The sequence below is a fragment of the Undibacterium sp. MH2W genome (genome assembly GCF_049340215.1).
Classification (GTDB): Bacteria; Pseudomonadota; Gammaproteobacteria; order Burkholderiales; family Burkholderiaceae_D; genus Undibacterium.
The window spans coordinates 150,301-166,504 of the sequence record NZ_JBMPPA010000005.1 but is presented as its reverse complement, the minus strand read 5'-3'; the positions used below and the strand labels follow the sequence as shown (position 1 = coordinate 166,504).

Sequence of the window (16,204 nt, the reverse complement as noted above, 5' to 3'; positions counted from 1 at the left end):
AAAAATGAAATTCATGACATTGTTAAAAAACGGTATTGCGCAACTTTTCTTGTTGGTGGCCGTTGGTAGCTTATTTTCCGCATCAGCGGTCGCTGCAGACGAAGCACCTGATCAGTTGGTCAAGCGCATTAGTCAGGACATTATCGATCTGGCAAAGACCGACAAAGAAATTCAAGCGGGTAATCAAAAGCGTGTTTACGACATGGTAGAAACAAAAATTCTGCCGTATATCGATTTTCAACGGATGACCTCATTGGCTGCTGGAAAAAGCTGGCGCGACGCGACACCAGATCAGCAACAACAACTGATCAAAGAGTTCCGTACATTGCTGGTCTTCACTTACTCTGGCGCCATTACGCAAATTAAAGATCAGCGCGTTGAATTCAAGCCACTGCGCGCAGCACCGGATGACACCGAAGTGGAAGTGCGCTCCCAAGTGATTCAGTCACGTGGCGACCCGATTCAATTGAATTACCGTTTAGCGAAGTCGGCGACTGGCTGGAAAATTTATGACATCAACGTCTTGGGTGCATGGTTGGTCGAAACCTACAAAGGTACGTTCACTGAAACCATCAGCAAATCAGGAATTGATGGCTTGATCAAAACCTTGTCCGACAAAAATAAGAAACTCGCTGCTGCACCAATCAAGCCAGCGTCAAAATAATTATTTTTTAACGAAAGCGTTCTGTGTATACATTAGCGGGTGAACTATCTCAGAATAATGCCCACGAGCAAGTGGCAGCAGGGAATGCTGCTATTGCTCAAGGGCAATGTGATTTCGATTTTTCAAATGTTGTGAAGATGGATTCGACTGCGGTGGCCAGCATGATTGAATGGCAACGCCAGGCGGCACAACACAATAAAACACTGCATTTCCACGCAGTGCCAGCCACGCTCATCAGTTTGATTCAACTTTACGGTCTGACAGGCCAATTCCAGCTCTCTCCTGCAGAGCGACATTGACGCTTCTCGTCCGGGAAGGCGTTTTAGCCGCGATCAGCGCGTCGAGTTTCAGTCCAATCTCTGAAAATCCCCTATAATCAAAGGTTTCGTCCCTACGCGCGTGGGGATGAACCAAACGATCTCTTTTTTTCCGACTTCTTTAGAGCACGTAAGTGCGAGCACGCCACATGGCAGCCATACAAATCAGCAATATTCAAAAACGCTATCAGTCTTTACAGGCTTTGGGTGGCGTCTCGCTTTCGATCGAAGAAGGTGAGTTTTTCGGACTGCTCGGCCCTAACGGTGCTGGCAAGACGACTTTGATTTCCATTCTTGCCGGTTTAAACCGCGCCGATGCAGGAACCATCACTGTTAAAGGTCACGATGTGGTGACTGACTATCGCAAAGCGCGTAGTAACCTCGGTGTTGTTCCACAAGAGCTGGTGTTTGATCCGTTCTTTACGGTGCGTGAAACCCTGCGTATGCAGTCTGGCTATTTTGGCATTAAAAATAATGACAAATGGATTGATGAGATTATGGAAAATCTTGATCTCACCAATAAAGCCGATACCAATATGCGCGCCTTGTCAGGCGGCATGAAGCGTCGCGTTCTCGTTGCGCAGGCCTTGGTGCATCGTCCCCCCGTGATTGTGCTCGATGAGCCAACCGCAGGTGTGGACGTTGAGTTACGTCAGACACTCTGGAAATTTATCGCCCGTCTCAATCGTGAAGGCCATACTATTGTCCTGACGACGCACTACCTTGAAGAAGCGCAGGCATTGTGTAATCGTATCGCGATGCTAAAACAAGGCAAAGTCGTGGCGCTTGATAGTACAGCCGCCCTCATTAAACGGATTTCTGGATCGCAACTGCGAATTACCCTCAAGCAAGGTAGCAATATTGCCCTGCCTGAAGTATTGCGTAGCAAAATTATCAGCCATGAAACACCGTCAGACCCGCGTCAACACTTCCTGCGCGTCACGGACTATGCGCAAGTCGAACCGATGTTGGCGGAATTCCGTCAAGCAGGCTGTGTGATTGAAGACATGCAATTGTTGCAAGCAGATCTGGAAGATGTCTTCCTGCAAATTATGGAAGGCTGAAAATGACAAACATGACTGGTTTTAATACCCTTTTATACAAAGAAGTGCTGCGCTTCTGGAAGGTGGCAACGCAAACGATCACCGCGCCGATCATGACGGCCTTGTTATATTTGCTGATTTTTGGGCATGTGCTTGAAGATCATGTGCAAGTCTATCCGGGTGTGCGTTATACCGCGTTTTTGGTGCCTGGTTTGGTCATGATGAGCGTATTGCAAAATGCGTTCGCCAATTCATCGTCCTCATTGATTCAATCCAAAATTACGGGCAATCTCGTTTTCGTTTTATTGCCTCCGTTGTCGCACTGGGAAATTTTTGGTGCCTACGTGTTGGCGGCGATTCTTCGCGGGCTTGCAGTCGGTTCAGGCGTGTTTATCGTCACCGTATGGTTCGCCAATTTGAGCTTTGTGTCGCCGTTATGGATTCTGCTGTTTGCCTTGTTAGGTGCAGCGATGCTCGGAACCATGGGACTCATCGCCGGTGTCTGGGCAGAGAAATTTGACCAACTGGCAGCATTCCAAAACTTTTTGATCATGCCTGCCACGTTCTTATCGGGCGTGTTTTACTCGATTCATTCGTTGCCACCATTCTGGCTGACGCTGTCACGCTTTAATCCCTTCTTTTACATGATCGATGGCTTCCGCTTTGGGTTCTTCGGTAAATCCGATGTCGATCCAATGCATAGCCTGCTCATTGTGACGGTATTTTTTATTTTGCTGGCGACAATTGCATTGCAAATGTTGAAGCGTGGTTATAAGTTGCGTCATTAAGCATGCATGACTGGGGTGGTCTGGCTATGTAGTCACACCGCCACCACCATGTACACTGAACGATGTTATTCAATTCGTATTAGAAAGATAAGCTGTGTTTCCTACTCCTGAACAAATTAAAAACTACATTGCAGCTGGTCTGGAATGTACTCACCTCGAAGTCGAAGGTGATGGTCAGCATTTCAATGCTGTGATTGTGTCTGCAGCCTTTGCGGGTAAGCGTCCGATTCAGCGCCATCAGCTTGTGTACGCTGTATTGGGTGACCGTATGCGCGAAGAAATCCACGCTTTATCGATGAAAACACTGACGCCTGAAGAGTACCAAGCATAATGGATAAATTATTGATTACTGGCGGTTCTCGTCTGAACGGCGATATCCGTATTTCGGGCGCAAAAAATGCGGCGTTACCGATTTTATGTGCGGCTCTCTTGACCTCAGATGAGCTGGTATTGCACAACGTGCCGTCGTTGCAAGATGTGAGTACCATGTTTAAGTTACTGCGCCAAATGGGCGTTAGTATCACGCAAGAAAACGGTGTCACCACGCTGCGTGGCAATGCCATCGATAAACTCGAAGCACCCTACGACATGGTCAAAACCATGCGTGCTTCGATTCTGGTTCTAGGCCCCTTGGTTGCCCGTTTCGGTGAGGCGAAAGTGTCCTTGCCAGGCGGCTGCGGCATTGGTTCACGCCCTGTTGATCAGCACATCAAAGGCTTGCAAGCAATGGGCGCAGAGATCACCATCGAAGCCGGTTATATCCACGCCAAAGCATCCCGCCTCAAAGGGACACGTGTTGTCACCGATATGATCACCGTGACAGGAACTGAAAATCTGTTGATGGCGGCAACCTTGGCCGATGGCGTGACGATTCTGGAAAATGCTGCACGTGAACCAGAGGTCACCGATCTTGCCAATCTGCTCGTCGCGATGGGCGCTAAAATTGAAGGCATTGGTACCGACCGTTTAGTCATTGAAGGTGTGGATCGCTTACACGGTGCCACGCACACAGTGATCGCCGACCGCATCGAAACAGCCACCTTTTTGTGCGCTGTTGCTGCGACGGGTGGCGATATTACCGTCACCCATACCCGCACAGATATTCTGGATGTGGCACTTGATAAGTTACGTGAAGCCGGTGTCGTACTGACGACAGGTCCTGATTGGATTCGCGCACAGATGAGTGCACGTCCGAAAGCTGTTGGTTTCCGCACCACTGAATACCCAGGTTTCCCCACCGATATGCAAGCCCAGTTTATGGCAATGAACTGTATTGCTGATGGTAATAGCCGTGTCACTGAAACGATTTTTGAAAATCGCTTTATGCATGTACAAGAACTGAATCGCCTCGGTGCCAAAATTGAAATTGATGGCCATACTGCCGTCGTCAATGGCGTCGATAAATTGATCGGTGCACCTGTCATGGCAACCGATTTACGTGCCTCCGCATCGCTGGTGATCGCGGGGATGGTTGCTGAAGGTGAAACGCTGATTGACCGCATTTATCACCTCGATCGCGGTTACGATCGTATCGAAGTGAAATTATCGGCAGTAGGTGCCAACATTCAACGAGTGAAATAATGACGACACCTCAAACAACACAACTGACATTGGCGCTATCCAAAGGTCGTATTTTTGAAGAAACCTTGCCGCTGCTCGAAACCGCTGGCATTCGGGTCATGGAAGATCCTGAAAAATCGCGCAAGCTGATCTTGGCAACGAATGATCCTGGCGTCCGTGTCATTATCGTCCGTGCCTCAGACGTACCGACGTATGTACAGTACGGCGCTGCGGATTTTGGTGTGGCAGGGAAAGACGTTTTACATGAGCATGGCGGCGAAGGGCTGTACCAGCCTATCGATTTGCACATCGCAAAATGTCGCGTGTCCGTGGCGGTATCAGCAGGCTTTGATTACGCCAAGGCAGTGCGCCAAGGCGCGCGTTTGCGGGTGGCAACGAAGTACACCGAAACCGCTCGTCAGCATTTTGCGAGTAAAGGCGTTCACGTTGATTTGATCAAATTGTATGGCTCAATGGAATTGGCACCCTTAGTTGGTTTGTCTGATGCCATCGTTGATTTGGTCAGTACCGGTAACACGCTCAAGGCGAATAACTTGGTAGAAGTCGAACACATCATGGATATTTCGTCGCGCTTGGTGGTGAATCAGGCTGCACTGAAATTGAAACGTGAACGCTTACAACCGATCCTGGATGCCTTTGATCGTGCATCCAAATTAAACCAGTAAATTTTTCAGAGATAAGCATGGCTTCACTTATTACCCGGCTGGATTCAGCGGACGCAGATTTTTCTACCAAATTGTCGTCATTACTGGCATTTGAAGCGAGTGAAGACGAAGCGATTGACCGCGCTGCAGCGCATATTTTGGCTAGCGTGAAAGCCACAGGTGACACCGCCGTGCTCGAAGCAACAAATCGTTTCGATCGTTTGCAGGCCGCCAGTGTCGCTAGTCTTGAATTGTCTCAAGATGAAATGCAAGCAGCATTGGCTTCGCTGACGCCAGAACGACGGCTCGCGCTGGAGACCGCCGCACAACGGGTGCGTGCTTATCATGAAGTTCAAAGAAAAGAATGCGGCTCTGAAGGCTTTACTTACACAGAAGCCGATGGCACGGTGTTAGGCCAAAAAGTCACGCCGCTTGATCGCGTGGGTATCTATGTGCCAGGTGGTAAAGCCGCTTATCCGTCCTCCGTGTTGATGAATGCGATTCCAGCCAAGGTTGCTGGCGTCAAGGAAATCATCATGGTCGTACCGACACCGGATGGTGTGAAAAATCCGTTGGTCTTGGCTGCTGCTGCGATCGCTGGCGTTGATCGCGTCTTTACGATTGGCGGTGCACAAGCGGTGGGCGCTTTGGCCTACGGTACCGCGACGATTCCGCAGGTGGATAAGATTGTTGGCCCAGGTAACGCTTACGTTGCTGCGGCAAAGCGCCGTGTGTTTGGTACGGTCGGCATCGACATGATCGCTGGACCATCCGAAATTCTGGTGCTTTGCGATGGCACCACCAATCCGGATTGGGTCGCCATGGACTTGTTTTCGCAAGCTGAGCACGATGAATTAGCGCAGTCTATTCTCTTGTGCCCAGATGAAGCGTATCTGGAGGCGGTACAGGCAAGCATCGTCAAATTGCTGCCGACCATGCCGCGCCATGAAGTAATCCGTACCTCGCTTGCTAATCGCGGTGCGTTGATCAAAGTGGCCGATATGGACGAAGCCTGTGAGATCGCTAACAGTATCGCTGCCGAGCATTTAGAAATTTCTGCTGAAAATCCGCAGCAATGGGCCGATAAAATCCGCCACGCTGGTGCCATGTTCCTCGGACGTTATTCATCAGAAGCACTCGGAGACTACTGCGCCGGCCCGAACCATGTTTTGCCAACGTCACGTACTGCGAGATTTTCTTCACCGTTAGGTGTGTATGATTTCCAGAAGCGTTCGTCCCTTATTTTTGTGAGTGAACAAGGCGCGCAAACCCTCGGTAAAGTGGCTGCTGAACTGGCTTATGGTGAAGGCTTACAAGCCCACGCGCGTAGTGCTGAACTGCGACTGAAATGACGATTTGCCTGAGTCCTTGCGCATGACGGCTGATTGGAAAAATCAGATTTTTTGTGAAGACGCGCTTCAGGGATTAGCGCGTCTACCAGATGCCAGCATTGATTTATTGTTGGCGGATCCACCTTACGGTTTAGGTAAGGATTACGGTAATGACTCCGACAAAATGGAGTCAGCTGCTTACCTAGAGTGGATGGCGCAATGGATCGATGCCGCTTTGCCAAAGCTCAAAGCAAACGGCAGTCTGTATATTTTTCTGACCTGGCGTTATTCGCCGGAAGTGTTTGTACTGTTGAAGCAACGAATGACGATGATGAATGAAATTATTTGGGATCGTCGTGTGCCATCCATGGGTGGCAGTGTCCGCAAATATTCATCAGTGCATGACACGATTGGTTTTTTTGTGAAAGCCAAAGACTATTATTTTGATTTGGATGCAATACGAATCCCTTACGATGCGGCGACAAAAAAAGCGCGTAGTCGGAAGATTTTCGAAGGTGCAAAATGGTTGGAGCTTGGCTTTAATCCCAAGGATGTCTGGAGCGTGTCGCGCTTGCATCGTGAGCACGCGGAGCGGCAAGAGCATCCCACCCAAAAACCGCTTGAAATTATCGAGCGTATGATCAAGGCCTCTTGCCCACCCGGCGGCGTCGTACTTGATCCCTTCATGGGCAGCGGTACCACCGCCGTCGCAGCAAAACGTTGTGGGCGTGATTTTGTGGGGTTTGAATTAAACCCTGACTATTGCGCCATGATTGAGAAACGCCTTCACCTGCAAGAACCTGCTGTATCGTCCGCCCTACCGGCGTAGAGGATCGGCAGTAAAAAGGAAGATTCTGGTGGCGACTGACACCGACATTGAGGCGTTTTCTGCTTTTGATTTGCCATACTGCCTGGAGTACAAGGAATGCGTAGTACCAACGTAACAAATATCATCCGCCCTGAGATCGCGCGTTTGTCGGCGTATCATGTGCCGGATTCCGCTGGGTTTTTAAAACTCGATGCCATGGAAAACCCATTTGCATTGCCCGAAGCCATGCAGCAAGAGCTCGGCCAGCATCTGGCGCAGGTTGCCATGAATCGCTACCCAGTGCCATCGTACGCTAGCCTCAAACACATGATTGGCAATCAATTAGGTGTACCGGCGGGTCACGATATCATTGTCGGTAACGGCTCTGACGAGTTGATTTCGATGATGTCGGTTGCCTGCGCGAAACCGGGTGCCAAAGTGTTGGCGCCTGTCCCTGGTTTTGTGATGTATGCGATGTCGGCTAAATTCGCGGGTTTGGAATTTATCGGCGTTGATCTTCATCCCGATTTCACCCTAAACAAAGATGCGATGCTCGCTGCCATTGCCGAGCACCAACCTGCGATTACCTATTTGGCTTATCCGAACAACCCGACAGGCACTTTATTCGACGAGGACGATATCGTCGCGATCCTCAATGCGGTGGGCGATACTGGCGTGGTGGTTGTGGATGAAGCGTACCAGCCATTTGCACCAAGCAGCTTTATGTCGCGTTTGGATGAATTTGATAATCTGGTTGTCATGCGTACCGTGTCGAAGCTGGGACTGGCAGGTATTCGTCTCGGTTATATGGCGGGCAATAACGCATTGATGAATGAATTTGAAAAAGTCCGTCCACCGTATAATATCAATGTATTAACACAAGCAGCAGCCGAATTTGTCTTGCAACGGGTCGAAGTGCTCGATGCCCAAGCGGCTGAATTACGTGCCCAGCGCACGCAATTGGCGGCGGCATTGAGTACAATGGACGGTGTCGAGGTGTTCCCGTCAGCAGCGAATTTTTTGCTGATTCGTGTTGCGAATGCTGAACAAGTCTTTGTCAAATTGTTGAATCACAAAATATTAGTCAAGAATGTGGGTAAAATGCATACTTTATTGGAGAATTGCTTACGGATCACTGTAAGCACCCAAGAAGAGAATGCGCAATTTCTTGCTGCGTTTGCAGCTTCTATGTCATCAAAATGAATAACTCAACTCAACGCATTGCGGCGGTTACCCGCAATACCAACGAAACACAAATCCGTGTTGCGATCAACTTGGATGGTACAGGTCAGCAAAAACTGAACACCGGAGTGCCGTTTTTGGATCACATGCTTGACCAAATTGCGCGTCATGGCTTGATCGATCTCGATATCGAAGCCGTCGGTGATTTGCATATCGATGCCCACCATACGGTCGAAGACGTTGGCATTACGCTCGGTCAGGCATTCGCCAAAGCAATCGGTGACAAAAAAGGTATCCGTCGTTATGGACACGCTTATGTCCCGCTGGATGAGGCCTTGTCACGCGTTGTCGTTGATTTTTCTGGTCGTCCAGGCTTGGAATACCATATCCCTTTTACTCGCGCCATGATCGGCGGTTTTGATGTGGACCTCACACGTGAATTTTTTCAAGGCTTTGTGAACCACGCGTTGGTGACCTTGCACATTGATAATTTGCGTGGCGACAATGCGCACCATCAATGCGAAACGGTCTTCAAAGCCTTCGGTCGTGCATTGCGCATGGCGGCAGAATTGGATGCCCGCGCCGCTGGTACGATCCCGTCTACTAAGGGTAGCCTTTAATTATTGATGCCAACCTCTGTCACGACATGGGCTTGCTGTCTGAGCGGTGCAGTCGATGCGGGGTAAATTATGATGAATAAAATTGTTGTTGTTGATTACGGAATGGGAAACCTGCGATCTGTTGCGCAGGCCCTGCGTGCAGTCGCACCCGAAGCCAATGTGGTGATTTCTGGTGAGGTTGCGGATATCCAAAGTGCGGACCGTCTTGTATTACCAGGTCAGGGTGCGATGCCGGATTGCATGAGCAGCTTGCGTGATTCTGGTGTACAAGAAGCGGTACTGGAAGCCGCGCGTAGCAAGCCACTGTTCGGTGTCTGTGTTGGTGAGCAAATGTTGTTCGATCTGAGCGAAGAAGGTAACACGCCAGGTCTGGGTTTGCTACCCGGTAAAGTGGTGCGTTTTGCGCTCGATGGCCAAGTACAGGCCGACGGCTCCCGCTTTAAAGTACCGCAAATGGGATGGAACCGCGTGAAGCAAGCGAGGTCTCATGCCTTGTGGCAGGATATACCCGATGATGCGTATTTTTATTTTGTGCATAGTTATTATGCGCAGCCTGAAAATTCACAACACACCGTTGGATTAACCGATTACGGCCAGCCGTTTGCTTGCGCGGTTGCGCGTGACAATATTTTTGCTACCCAATTCCATCCGGAAAAGAGTGCGCAAACTGGCTTGCAACTATATAAAAACTTTGTACACTGGAATCCCTGATCCGAGACATGCGCAGCGACGTTGTGCAAAACGCGGCATACTCTCCTTCGGTTAGCCAGAATTTGGTATTTTGATTTTTTACTGTCTTTTAGACGCTTATATTTCTTTTACATCATGTTGCTCATCCCTGCTATCGACCTGAAAGATGGTCACTGCGTACGCCTCAAACAAGGTGATATGGACCAAGCCACCGTGTTTTCTGAGGATCCTGCTGAAACCGCACGTCATTGGCTCAAGCAAGGCGCACGTCGCCTGCATCTGGTCGATCTCAATGGTGCATTCGCTGGTAAACCAAAAAATGAGGCGGCGGTAAAAGCAATCATTCAAGCGGTTCGCGACTACGCTGAAGAAACCGGTACAGAAGAAATTCCTGTGCAGTTAGGTGGCGGTATTCGTGATTTAGACACGATCGAACGCTATCTCGATGATGGTCTCTCTTACATCATCATCGGCACTGCTGCAGTGAAAAACCCTGGCTTTTTAGCGGATGCCTGCAGTGCGTTCCCAGGCCAAATTATTGTGGGTATTGATGCCAAAGATGGCAAAGTAGCGACCGATGGCTGGAGTAAATTGTCTGGTCACGAAGTCATCGATCTTGCTAAAAAATTTGAAGATTACGGTGTCGAGGCAATTATTTATACCGATATTGGCCGTGATGGCATGATGGGCGGCGTTAATATCGATGCTACCGTCAAACTGGCACAGGCCGTGAGTATTCCAGTGATCGCTTCGGGTGGCGTCCATAATCTCGCTGACGTCGAAGCCTTGTGTGAAGTACAAGGTGAGGGTATCGAAGGGGTTATTTGTGGTCGTTCGATCTATGAAGGCACACTGGACCTACTGACAGCCCAAGAACGCGCTGACGAACTCACAGACGATGATAGTGAGTACTACACAGAAGAAGAGGCCGAATGACTTTAGCTAAACGCATTATTCCGTGTCTGGATGTCACAGCGGGTCGGGTCGTTAAGGGAATCAATTTTCAGGAATTGCGTGATGCGGGTGATCCGGTAGAAATCGCTCGCCGTTACGATGCCCAAGGTGCTGATGAAATCACTTTTCTTGATATCACTGCCTCGTCGGATGGTCGTGACTTGATTTTGCCCATTATCGAAGCTGTGGCTTCCCAAGTTTTCATTCCATTGACGGTGGGCGGTGGCGTCCGAACCGTAGCAGACGTTCGTCGCTTGCTCAATGCTGGTGCTGATAAAGTTGGTATCAACACGTCAGCAGTGACCAATCCGCAATTGGTCGCCGACGCAGCCCACAAATACGGGTCGCAATGTATCGTCGTGGCCATTGACGCCAAAAATGTTGCACCTGGTAAATGGGAAGTCTTCACGCATGGCGGTCGCAATGCGACGGGTCTGGATGCGGTTGAATGGGCGCAGCACATGGCCAAACTGGGCGCTGGTGAGATTTTGCTCACGAGTATGGACAAAGACGGCACGCGCTCCGGATTCGATTTAGGCCTGACTCGCGCCATTTCAGATGCGGTACCGATCCCGGTGATTGCCTCCGGTGGTGTGGGTAGTTTGCAAGATTTGTCTGATGGCATCAAAATAGGCGGAGCAGATGCCGTCCTTGCTGCCAGTATCTTTCATTATGGTCAACATACCGTTGGCGAAGCAAAGCAATTTATGGCAGCGCAACATATTCCTATGAGGTTGGTATGAGTGCCGCTAAGTGGTTAAACAAAGTGAAGTGGGACGATCAAGGTTTAGTACCAGTGATCGCGCAAGAAGCCAGCAGCAACGACGTATTGATGTTTGCTTGGATGAATCGTGAGGCGCTTTCCAGAACAGTAGAACTCGGTGAAGCTGTGTATTGGAGCCGTTCTCGTAAAAAGTTGTGGCACAAAGGCGAAGAATCGGGCCATGTGCAAAAGATCAAAGAAATTCGCCTTGATTGCGATGAAGATGTGATCTTGCTGAAAATTGAGCAGGCTGACAGCATTGCATGCCATACAGGGCGACATTCGTGCTTCTATCAGAAATTTGAAGGCACACTGAACGATGGCGATTGGCAGACAGTGGATCCCGTCTTGAAAGATCCTGAAAGCATTTATAAATGAGTATTTCCCAAGAACAGGTGCTGCAGCGCCTTGCAGACATCATTGAGAGCCGCAAGCTTGCCAATGGCGGTGATCCAGACAAATCGTATGTTGCCCGGCTTTTTTCTAAGGGCGACGATGCCATTTTGAAGAAAATCGGTGAAGAAGCGACGGAAACCGTCATGGCAGCCAAAGACGCACGTGTCTCTGGCGATCATTCTAAAGTCTTGTATGAGTGTGCCGATTTGTGGTTTCATTCACTTGTCATGCTTGCCCAGTATGATCTGCGGCCACAGCAAGTCCTCGATGAATTGGCCAGACGCGAAGGCTTATCTGGCCTCGATGAGAAAGCGGCCCGCTCAGAAAAATAAGCCCTTGCGCGCTGGTTGCTTGAGGACGACTTGGTACACATTCCTATAACAGAAAGCTTATTTAGAACGCTTATTCATTGATAAGAAACGGATAGAACGTGGATAATTGCATTTTTTGTAAAATCGTCGCCAAGCAAATTCCATCGAGCGTCGTCTATGAGGATGAAACTCTTTTGGCATTTAAAGATATTCATCCTGCCGCGCCGGTGCATTTGCTGATCATCCCCAAAGTACACCTCGATACGCTGTCGTCCGCGCAGCCTGAGCATGAAGGCGTATTAGGCAAAATGCTGGCGTTAGCGCCGAAATTAGCTGCCGAGCATGGCTGTGCACCTGTCCCGCAAGGCGATGGTAAATATACTGGTGGCTATAAAACGCTGATCAACACGGGCGCAGACGGTGGACAAGAGGTGTATCATTTGCACATGCACGTCATTGGTGGTCCAAAACCATGGCGCGGCCTAAGCTAATTTAATGTGATGTTGGTCACTGGGTAGCAGCGAAATTGCTGCCGGTGCGCATGCATCAAGTCATCATTTTTATGAGAGTATGACTCTCATCAGGAGTAGATCATGGGTTCATTTAGTGGTTTGCATTGGCTGGTGGTTCTGGTCATTGTAATTCTGGTTTTCGGTACAAAAAAACTGGGCAATATCGGTAGCGATCTGGGTAAAGCGGTCAAAGGCTTTAAAGATGGCATCAAAGGTGAAGAAGAAAAAGCACCTGTCGCCCAAGCGAATGCTGAAAAAACGATCGATGTTGACGCCAAAGAGAAATCTAAACAGTGATTTGCTCCGTGTTGATGACATTTGATTTTGTTGGCGGGCGTACACGATGATTGATTTAGGCATCAGTAAGCTCGCCTTGATTGGTGTTGTGGCATTGATTGTCATTGGCCCCGAAAAACTGCCGCGTGTTGCACGTATGGCAGGCACTCTGCTTGGAAGGGCACAGCGTTATATCAACGATGTGAAAGCTGAAGTGTCAAAAGAAATTGAGCTCGATGAACTGCGGAAGATGCAAAAGGATGTGCAACAAGCCGCTCAACATGTAGAGCAAACGGTATCGCAGTCCTGGAACGAAACGACGGAAGAAATACGTTCCATCGGCCAGGAAAACCCTGTTGCGGATACCGCGGTCTATGTCAGTACAGAGCAACTTGCTCGTAAAGCCAAAGATTTTCGTCGCAAAAAATTGGCGAAAACGTCGGCGCTTCCCGCATGGTACAAGAGCCGTCACGGACAACGGCAGCATATTGTCTCTGGATCTGCCCGCATGGCGCGTCATCGTGCTAAGTCTCGCCCACCTATCAGTTTCTTTTAATGTGTTCCATGATCCAACGTTCTCTCTTTAGGGTGGTCTTCGCATGAGCGATAAAATCGAACCCGGCGTTGAAGAAACGTTTATTTCACATCTGGTGGAGTTGCGCGATCGTCTGGTGAAGGCCTGTTATGGTCTCGCTTTTGCGACAATTCTCCTCATGATCTGGCCTGGTCCTTCGGCTATCTATGATTTTCTGGCTGCGCCTATGCTGGATTCGCTGCCGGTTGGCTCGCAAATGATTGCCACTGGCGTGATTTCGCCTTTCATGGTGCCAATGAAGGTCACTATGTTGCTCGCTGTGATTTTGGCGTTGCCTTGGATTTTGTACCAAGCGTGGGCGTTTATCGCGCCTGGCTTGTATGCGCACGAAAAGCGATTGATTGCACCATTGGTGATTTCATCATCTCTCTTGTTCATGTTGGGCGTTGCTTTTTGCTACTTCATTGTGTTCCGACGCGTTTTCAAGTTCATTAACGCCTTCTCACCTACGTCCATTCACATGGCTCCCGACATCGAAAACTACCTCGACTTCATTATGTCGATGTGCTTGGCGTTCGGTGTGACTTTTGAAGTTCCTGTCGTGGTGGTTGTTCTGGTTCGGATGGGCTTGGTGTCGGTCGAGAAGTTACGTTCGATTCGACCCTATGTGATCGTCGGCGCATTCGTGATTGCCGCGATTGTGACGCCACCGGATCTCGTCAGCCAGTTCTCGCTGGCGCTGCCGATGTGGCTGCTGTATGAACTGGGTTTGATTGTTGCACCCTTGTTTGTGCGGGTGACGCAGGCGCCTGAGACGCCCTAGCCCATGGAAGATGCCGGGATGCAGCACATGCACATCCCGGTGCCCTTGTCACCAATGTAGCAACGGCTGTTCGCTTTGAACGGGCGTTAATTACGCCGTGGCCGTTTCTGCGCCGCGCAACCAAAGCACCAGTGGCAGGGCGCTTTGATAGGCTTTCAGTAGCGTCTGCTTCACTTCTTCACTGCTTAATCCCTGATACGGACATTCCGTCCAGACCATAAAATTTTTCAGCTTCAGATACTCAATATGCTTGTGGTCGGCGTCATAGCCCTTGGGTGGGCGTTTGAGTTTGCCTTCTTCTTGCAACTCGCCGAAGGATTGCTTGAGCTTTTTATCCTTGAGGACTTTGTCAAAGCCAGCGCCATCATGGATGATATGTTCACGGATAGCTTTCAGGCGATCTGCCGGAGGCATGTACTCACCGCAGGCAAAAAACAGCCTGCCGTGGGCATCTAATTGGAAATAATAAGCCGGTCCGCCGCCTTCGCTCGGTTTCTTGCGTCCACTCGGGAGAATCGACGAAGAAAAAGTCGTCTTGTAAGGCGACTTATCATGCCCGAAACGTACATCCCGGTTGATTCGGAAGAGCGCCTTTTTGGGTTCGCATCCCGCGATGGCAGGATCAAATTTCTGAATCCCGGTAATCAGCTCTGAGACCAGTTGCAAAAATTCAGCCCGCAAAATGTCGTAGCGTGGTTTGTTCATGACAAACCAAGCACGATTATTGTTGTCAGATAACTCCGATAAAAAGCCTTGTAGATCAATCAGATGCATGGGGTGGTTACTCTTCTCGACGTGAAGGTGGTCGCTTCCCGATCAATACTTGAAGGGTAGTCTCTTGATTATTTCTTAAGACGGTAATTTTCGCTTTCTCACCCGGTGTGAGTTGTGCAATCAAATTCAACATCTCCATCGTGCCTCGGACAGGTTTTCCTTCAATGGAGACGAGAATATCGCCAGGTTTCATTCCTGCTTTATCTGCCGGGCCACCACGGATCACACCCGCGATAATCGCGCCAGAGTGTTGTTTGATGCCAAAGCTTTCTGCCAGTTCTGGTGTGATGTCTTGTGGCTCAACACCAATCCATCCACGAACGACCTGACCTTGTTTGATAATGGACTCCATGACTGTTTTGACTGTCGAGATCGGTGTCGCAAAGCCAATACCGACCGAACCACCCGTTTGGGAGTAAATGGCGGTGTTGATGCCAAGGAGATTGCCATTGACGTCCACTAACGCGCCACCGGAGTTGCCCGGATTGATTGCTGCGTCGGTTTGAATAAAGTTTTGAAACGCGTTTTCCGTGAGATTATTGCGTCCCAGTGCTGAAACAATCCCCATGGTGACGGTCTGTCCAACGCCGAACGGATTGCCAATCGCCAAAACAACGTCACCAACCTGTGCGTCATCTGGGTGTCCCAATGTGATGGCAGGTAAATCATGTAAATCGATTTTGATCACAGCGAGATCTGTTTCTGGGTCTGTGCCAACGACCTTTGCCGCCGCCGAACGACCATCTGCCAACGCCACATCGATTTCATCGGCAGATTCAACCACGTGGTTGTTGGTCAGAATGTAACCTTCTGGGCTCACAATGACGCCCGACCCCAAACTGGACTGACGTTCGGCCTTAGGGCCGGCTTGTTCGCCAAAGAAGCGGCGCAAGGTGGGATCATTCAGTAAAGGATTGCGGGAGCGCTGCACCTCTTTGGAGGTGTAGATATTGACAACCGAAGGCATCGCTTTTTGCGCCGCCAGTCGATAGGATCCTTGCGCAGGAATACTCTTCGCCGGTGCTTCCGTTGTTTTGAAGGTCGGTGATAATAACGCGCCCCGCGTGTTGCTCAAGGCATTCGTTACCCAATCGGGTTTGAGGGTGGTTACAATAAACCAAATCGCCAGACCAACTGTCACAGTCTGGGCAAATAATAACCAAAGACGTCGCATAAGGTGAATGATGAGTAA

22 protein-coding genes are annotated in these 16,204 nt (G+C 49.7%); 20 read left to right on the top strand and 2 right to left on the bottom strand.

Going from position 1 to position 16,204, the window contains the following annotated elements:
* Positions 1-13 precede the first annotated feature (13 nt).
* The 20 genes from ACO0K2_RS13665 to tatC all read left to right on the top strand — a co-directional run bounded on the left by ACO0K2_RS13665 (position 14) and on the right by tatC (position 14,238).
* On the top strand, positions 14-664 hold the full coding sequence (locus ACO0K2_RS13665; RefSeq protein ID WP_423020133.1) for an MlaC/ttg2D family ABC transporter substrate-binding protein: 651 nt from the start codon (positions 14-16) through the stop codon (positions 662-664).
* Positions 665-687: 23 nt separating this feature from the next.
* The gene (locus ACO0K2_RS13660; protein ID WP_423019693.1) at positions 688-963 is read left to right on the top strand and encodes an STAS domain-containing protein; all 276 of its coding nucleotides are present in this window, start codon (positions 688-690) and stop codon (positions 961-963) included.
* A gap of 167 nt (positions 964-1,130) precedes the next feature.
* Positions 1,131-2,045 (top strand): ABC transporter ATP-binding protein, encoded by a 915-nt coding sequence (locus ACO0K2_RS13655; protein WP_423019691.1) that lies wholly within the window; start codon positions 1,131-1,133, stop codon positions 2,043-2,045.
* A gap of 11 nt (positions 2,046-2,056) precedes the next feature.
* Positions 2,057-2,812, top strand: coding sequence for an ABC transporter permease (locus tag ACO0K2_RS13650; RefSeq protein WP_423020131.1), 756 nt, complete (start codon positions 2,057-2,059; stop codon positions 2,810-2,812).
* A gap of 94 nt (positions 2,813-2,906) precedes the next feature.
* Positions 2,907-3,143 carry a BolA/IbaG family iron-sulfur metabolism protein gene (locus ACO0K2_RS13645; protein ID WP_186913030.1) on the top strand — a complete coding sequence of 79 codons (237 nt, stop codon included), beginning with the start codon at positions 2,907-2,909 and terminating at the stop codon, positions 3,141-3,143.
* Positions 3,143-4,393 carry a UDP-N-acetylglucosamine 1-carboxyvinyltransferase gene (gene murA, locus ACO0K2_RS13640; RefSeq protein ID WP_423019689.1) on the top strand — a complete coding sequence of 417 codons (1,251 nt, stop codon included), beginning with the start codon at positions 3,143-3,145 and terminating at the stop codon, positions 4,391-4,393. The genes ACO0K2_RS13645 and murA overlap by 1 nt, the downstream gene beginning before the upstream one ends.
* Positions 4,393-5,058, top strand: coding sequence for an ATP phosphoribosyltransferase (gene hisG, locus ACO0K2_RS13635; RefSeq protein ID WP_423019687.1), 666 nt, complete (start codon positions 4,393-4,395; stop codon positions 5,056-5,058). The genes murA and hisG overlap by 1 nt, the downstream gene beginning before the upstream one ends.
* 17 nt (positions 5,059-5,075) lie before the next feature.
* Complete coding sequence (gene hisD / locus ACO0K2_RS13630; RefSeq protein ID WP_423019685.1) at positions 5,076-6,389, top strand: histidinol dehydrogenase; 1,314 nt, start codon at positions 5,076-5,078, stop codon at positions 6,387-6,389.
* 22 nt (positions 6,390-6,411) lie between these two features.
* The gene (locus ACO0K2_RS13625) at positions 6,412-7,197 is read left to right on the top strand and encodes a DNA-methyltransferase (RefSeq protein ID WP_423019683.1); all 786 of its coding nucleotides are present in this window, start codon (positions 6,412-6,414) and stop codon (positions 7,195-7,197) included.
* A gap of 96 nt (positions 7,198-7,293) precedes the next feature.
* On the top strand, positions 7,294-8,379 hold the full coding sequence (gene hisC, locus ACO0K2_RS13620; RefSeq protein WP_423019681.1) for a histidinol-phosphate transaminase: 1,086 nt from the start codon (positions 7,294-7,296) through the stop codon (positions 8,377-8,379).
* On the top strand, positions 8,376-8,978 hold the full coding sequence (gene hisB / locus ACO0K2_RS13615; RefSeq protein ID WP_423019679.1) for an imidazoleglycerol-phosphate dehydratase HisB: 603 nt from the start codon (positions 8,376-8,378) through the stop codon (positions 8,976-8,978). The genes hisC and hisB overlap by 4 nt, the downstream gene beginning before the upstream one ends.
* A gap of 72 nt (positions 8,979-9,050) precedes the next feature.
* Positions 9,051-9,689 carry an imidazole glycerol phosphate synthase subunit HisH gene (hisH, locus tag ACO0K2_RS13610; RefSeq protein ID WP_423020129.1) on the top strand — a complete coding sequence of 213 codons (639 nt, stop codon included), beginning with the start codon at positions 9,051-9,053 and terminating at the stop codon, positions 9,687-9,689.
* A gap of 114 nt (positions 9,690-9,803) precedes the next feature.
* Entirely contained in the window at positions 9,804-10,604 is an 801-nt protein-coding gene (gene hisA, locus ACO0K2_RS13605; RefSeq protein WP_423019677.1) for a 1-(5-phosphoribosyl)-5-[(5-phosphoribosylamino)methylideneamino]imidazole-4-carboxamide isomerase, read from the top strand.
* On the top strand, positions 10,601-11,365 hold the full coding sequence (gene hisF / locus ACO0K2_RS13600) for an imidazole glycerol phosphate synthase subunit HisF (RefSeq protein ID WP_423019675.1): 765 nt from the start codon (positions 10,601-10,603) through the stop codon (positions 11,363-11,365). Before hisA ends, hisF begins: the two co-directional genes overlap by 4 nt.
* Positions 11,362-11,763, top strand: a complete 402-nt coding sequence (gene hisI / locus ACO0K2_RS13595; RefSeq protein WP_423019673.1) for a phosphoribosyl-AMP cyclohydrolase — start codon at positions 11,362-11,364, stop codon at positions 11,761-11,763. Before hisF ends, hisI begins: the two co-directional genes overlap by 4 nt.
* Positions 11,760-12,113 (top strand): phosphoribosyl-ATP diphosphatase, encoded by a 354-nt coding sequence (locus ACO0K2_RS13590; protein WP_423019671.1) that lies wholly within the window; start codon positions 11,760-11,762, stop codon positions 12,111-12,113. The genes hisI and ACO0K2_RS13590 overlap by 4 nt, the downstream gene beginning before the upstream one ends.
* Positions 12,114-12,211: 98 nt before the next feature.
* The gene (locus tag ACO0K2_RS13585; RefSeq protein ID WP_423019669.1) at positions 12,212-12,583 is read left to right on the top strand and encodes a histidine triad nucleotide-binding protein; all 372 of its coding nucleotides are present in this window, start codon (positions 12,212-12,214) and stop codon (positions 12,581-12,583) included.
* A 102-nt stretch (positions 12,584-12,685) separates the two neighbouring features.
* Positions 12,686-12,901, top strand: a complete 216-nt coding sequence (tatA, locus tag ACO0K2_RS13580) for a Sec-independent protein translocase subunit TatA (protein ID WP_186913041.1) — start codon at positions 12,686-12,688, stop codon at positions 12,899-12,901.
* Positions 12,902-12,947: 46 nt separating this feature from the next.
* On the top strand, positions 12,948-13,436 hold the full coding sequence (gene tatB, locus ACO0K2_RS13575) for a Sec-independent protein translocase protein TatB (RefSeq protein ID WP_423019666.1): 489 nt from the start codon (positions 12,948-12,950) through the stop codon (positions 13,434-13,436).
* 43 nt (positions 13,437-13,479) lie between these two features.
* Entirely contained in the window at positions 13,480-14,238 is a 759-nt protein-coding gene (gene tatC, locus ACO0K2_RS13570) for a twin-arginine translocase subunit TatC (protein ID WP_423019664.1), read from the top strand.
* Between the two features lie 90 nt (positions 14,239-14,328).
* On the opposite strand, the gene ACO0K2_RS13565 is transcribed toward tatC, so the two are convergent.
* Complete coding sequence (locus ACO0K2_RS13565) at positions 14,329-15,012, bottom strand: DUF2461 domain-containing protein (protein WP_423019662.1); 684 nt, start codon at positions 15,010-15,012, stop codon at positions 14,329-14,331.
* A gap of 7 nt (positions 15,013-15,019) precedes the next feature.
* A complete protein-coding gene (locus tag ACO0K2_RS13560; protein ID WP_423019660.1) occupies positions 15,020-16,186 on the bottom strand; it encodes a Do family serine endopeptidase in 1,167 nt (388 codons plus the stop codon).
* Between the last annotated feature and the right edge of the window lie 18 nt (positions 16,187-16,204).

Coding starts and splice junctions, on each gene's coding strand:
- ACO0K2_RS13625 (WP_423019683.1), top strand. CDS start 6,412: ATGACGGCTGATTGGAAAAATCAGATTTTTTGTGAAGACGCGCTTCAG.
- hisF (WP_423019675.1), top strand. CDS start 10,601: ATGACTTTAGCTAAACGCATTATTCCGTGTCTGGATGTCACAGCGGGT.
- ACO0K2_RS13655 (WP_423019691.1), top strand. CDS start 1,131: ATGGCAGCCATACAAATCAGCAATATTCAAAAACGCTATCAGTCTTTA.
- ACO0K2_RS13565 (WP_423019662.1), bottom strand. CDS start 15,012: ATGCATCTGATTGATCTACAAGGCTTTTTATCGGAGTTATCTGACAAC.
- tatC (WP_423019664.1), top strand. CDS start 13,480: ATGAGCGATAAAATCGAACCCGGCGTTGAAGAAACGTTTATTTCACAT.
- tatA (WP_186913041.1), top strand. CDS start 12,686: ATGGGTTCATTTAGTGGTTTGCATTGGCTGGTGGTTCTGGTCATTGTA.
- hisB (WP_423019679.1), top strand. CDS start 8,376: ATGAATAACTCAACTCAACGCATTGCGGCGGTTACCCGCAATACCAAC.
- murA (WP_423019689.1), top strand. CDS start 3,143: ATGGATAAATTATTGATTACTGGCGGTTCTCGTCTGAACGGCGATATC.
- hisH (WP_423020129.1), top strand. CDS start 9,051: ATGAATAAAATTGTTGTTGTTGATTACGGAATGGGAAACCTGCGATCT.
- hisD (WP_423019685.1), top strand. CDS start 5,076: ATGGCTTCACTTATTACCCGGCTGGATTCAGCGGACGCAGATTTTTCT.
- ACO0K2_RS13560 (WP_423019660.1), bottom strand. CDS start 16,186: ATGCGACGTCTTTGGTTATTATTTGCCCAGACTGTGACAGTTGGTCTG.
- hisG (WP_423019687.1), top strand. CDS start 4,393: ATGACGACACCTCAAACAACACAACTGACATTGGCGCTATCCAAAGGT.
- ACO0K2_RS13665 (WP_423020133.1), top strand. CDS start 14: ATGACATTGTTAAAAAACGGTATTGCGCAACTTTTCTTGTTGGTGGCC.
- hisC (WP_423019681.1), top strand. CDS start 7,294: ATGCGTAGTACCAACGTAACAAATATCATCCGCCCTGAGATCGCGCGT.
- hisA (WP_423019677.1), top strand. CDS start 9,804: ATGTTGCTCATCCCTGCTATCGACCTGAAAGATGGTCACTGCGTACGC.
- hisI (WP_423019673.1), top strand. CDS start 11,362: ATGAGTGCCGCTAAGTGGTTAAACAAAGTGAAGTGGGACGATCAAGGT.
- ACO0K2_RS13590 (WP_423019671.1), top strand. CDS start 11,760: ATGAGTATTTCCCAAGAACAGGTGCTGCAGCGCCTTGCAGACATCATT.
- ACO0K2_RS13650 (WP_423020131.1), top strand. CDS start 2,057: ATGACTGGTTTTAATACCCTTTTATACAAAGAAGTGCTGCGCTTCTGG.
- tatB (WP_423019666.1), top strand. CDS start 12,948: ATGATTGATTTAGGCATCAGTAAGCTCGCCTTGATTGGTGTTGTGGCA.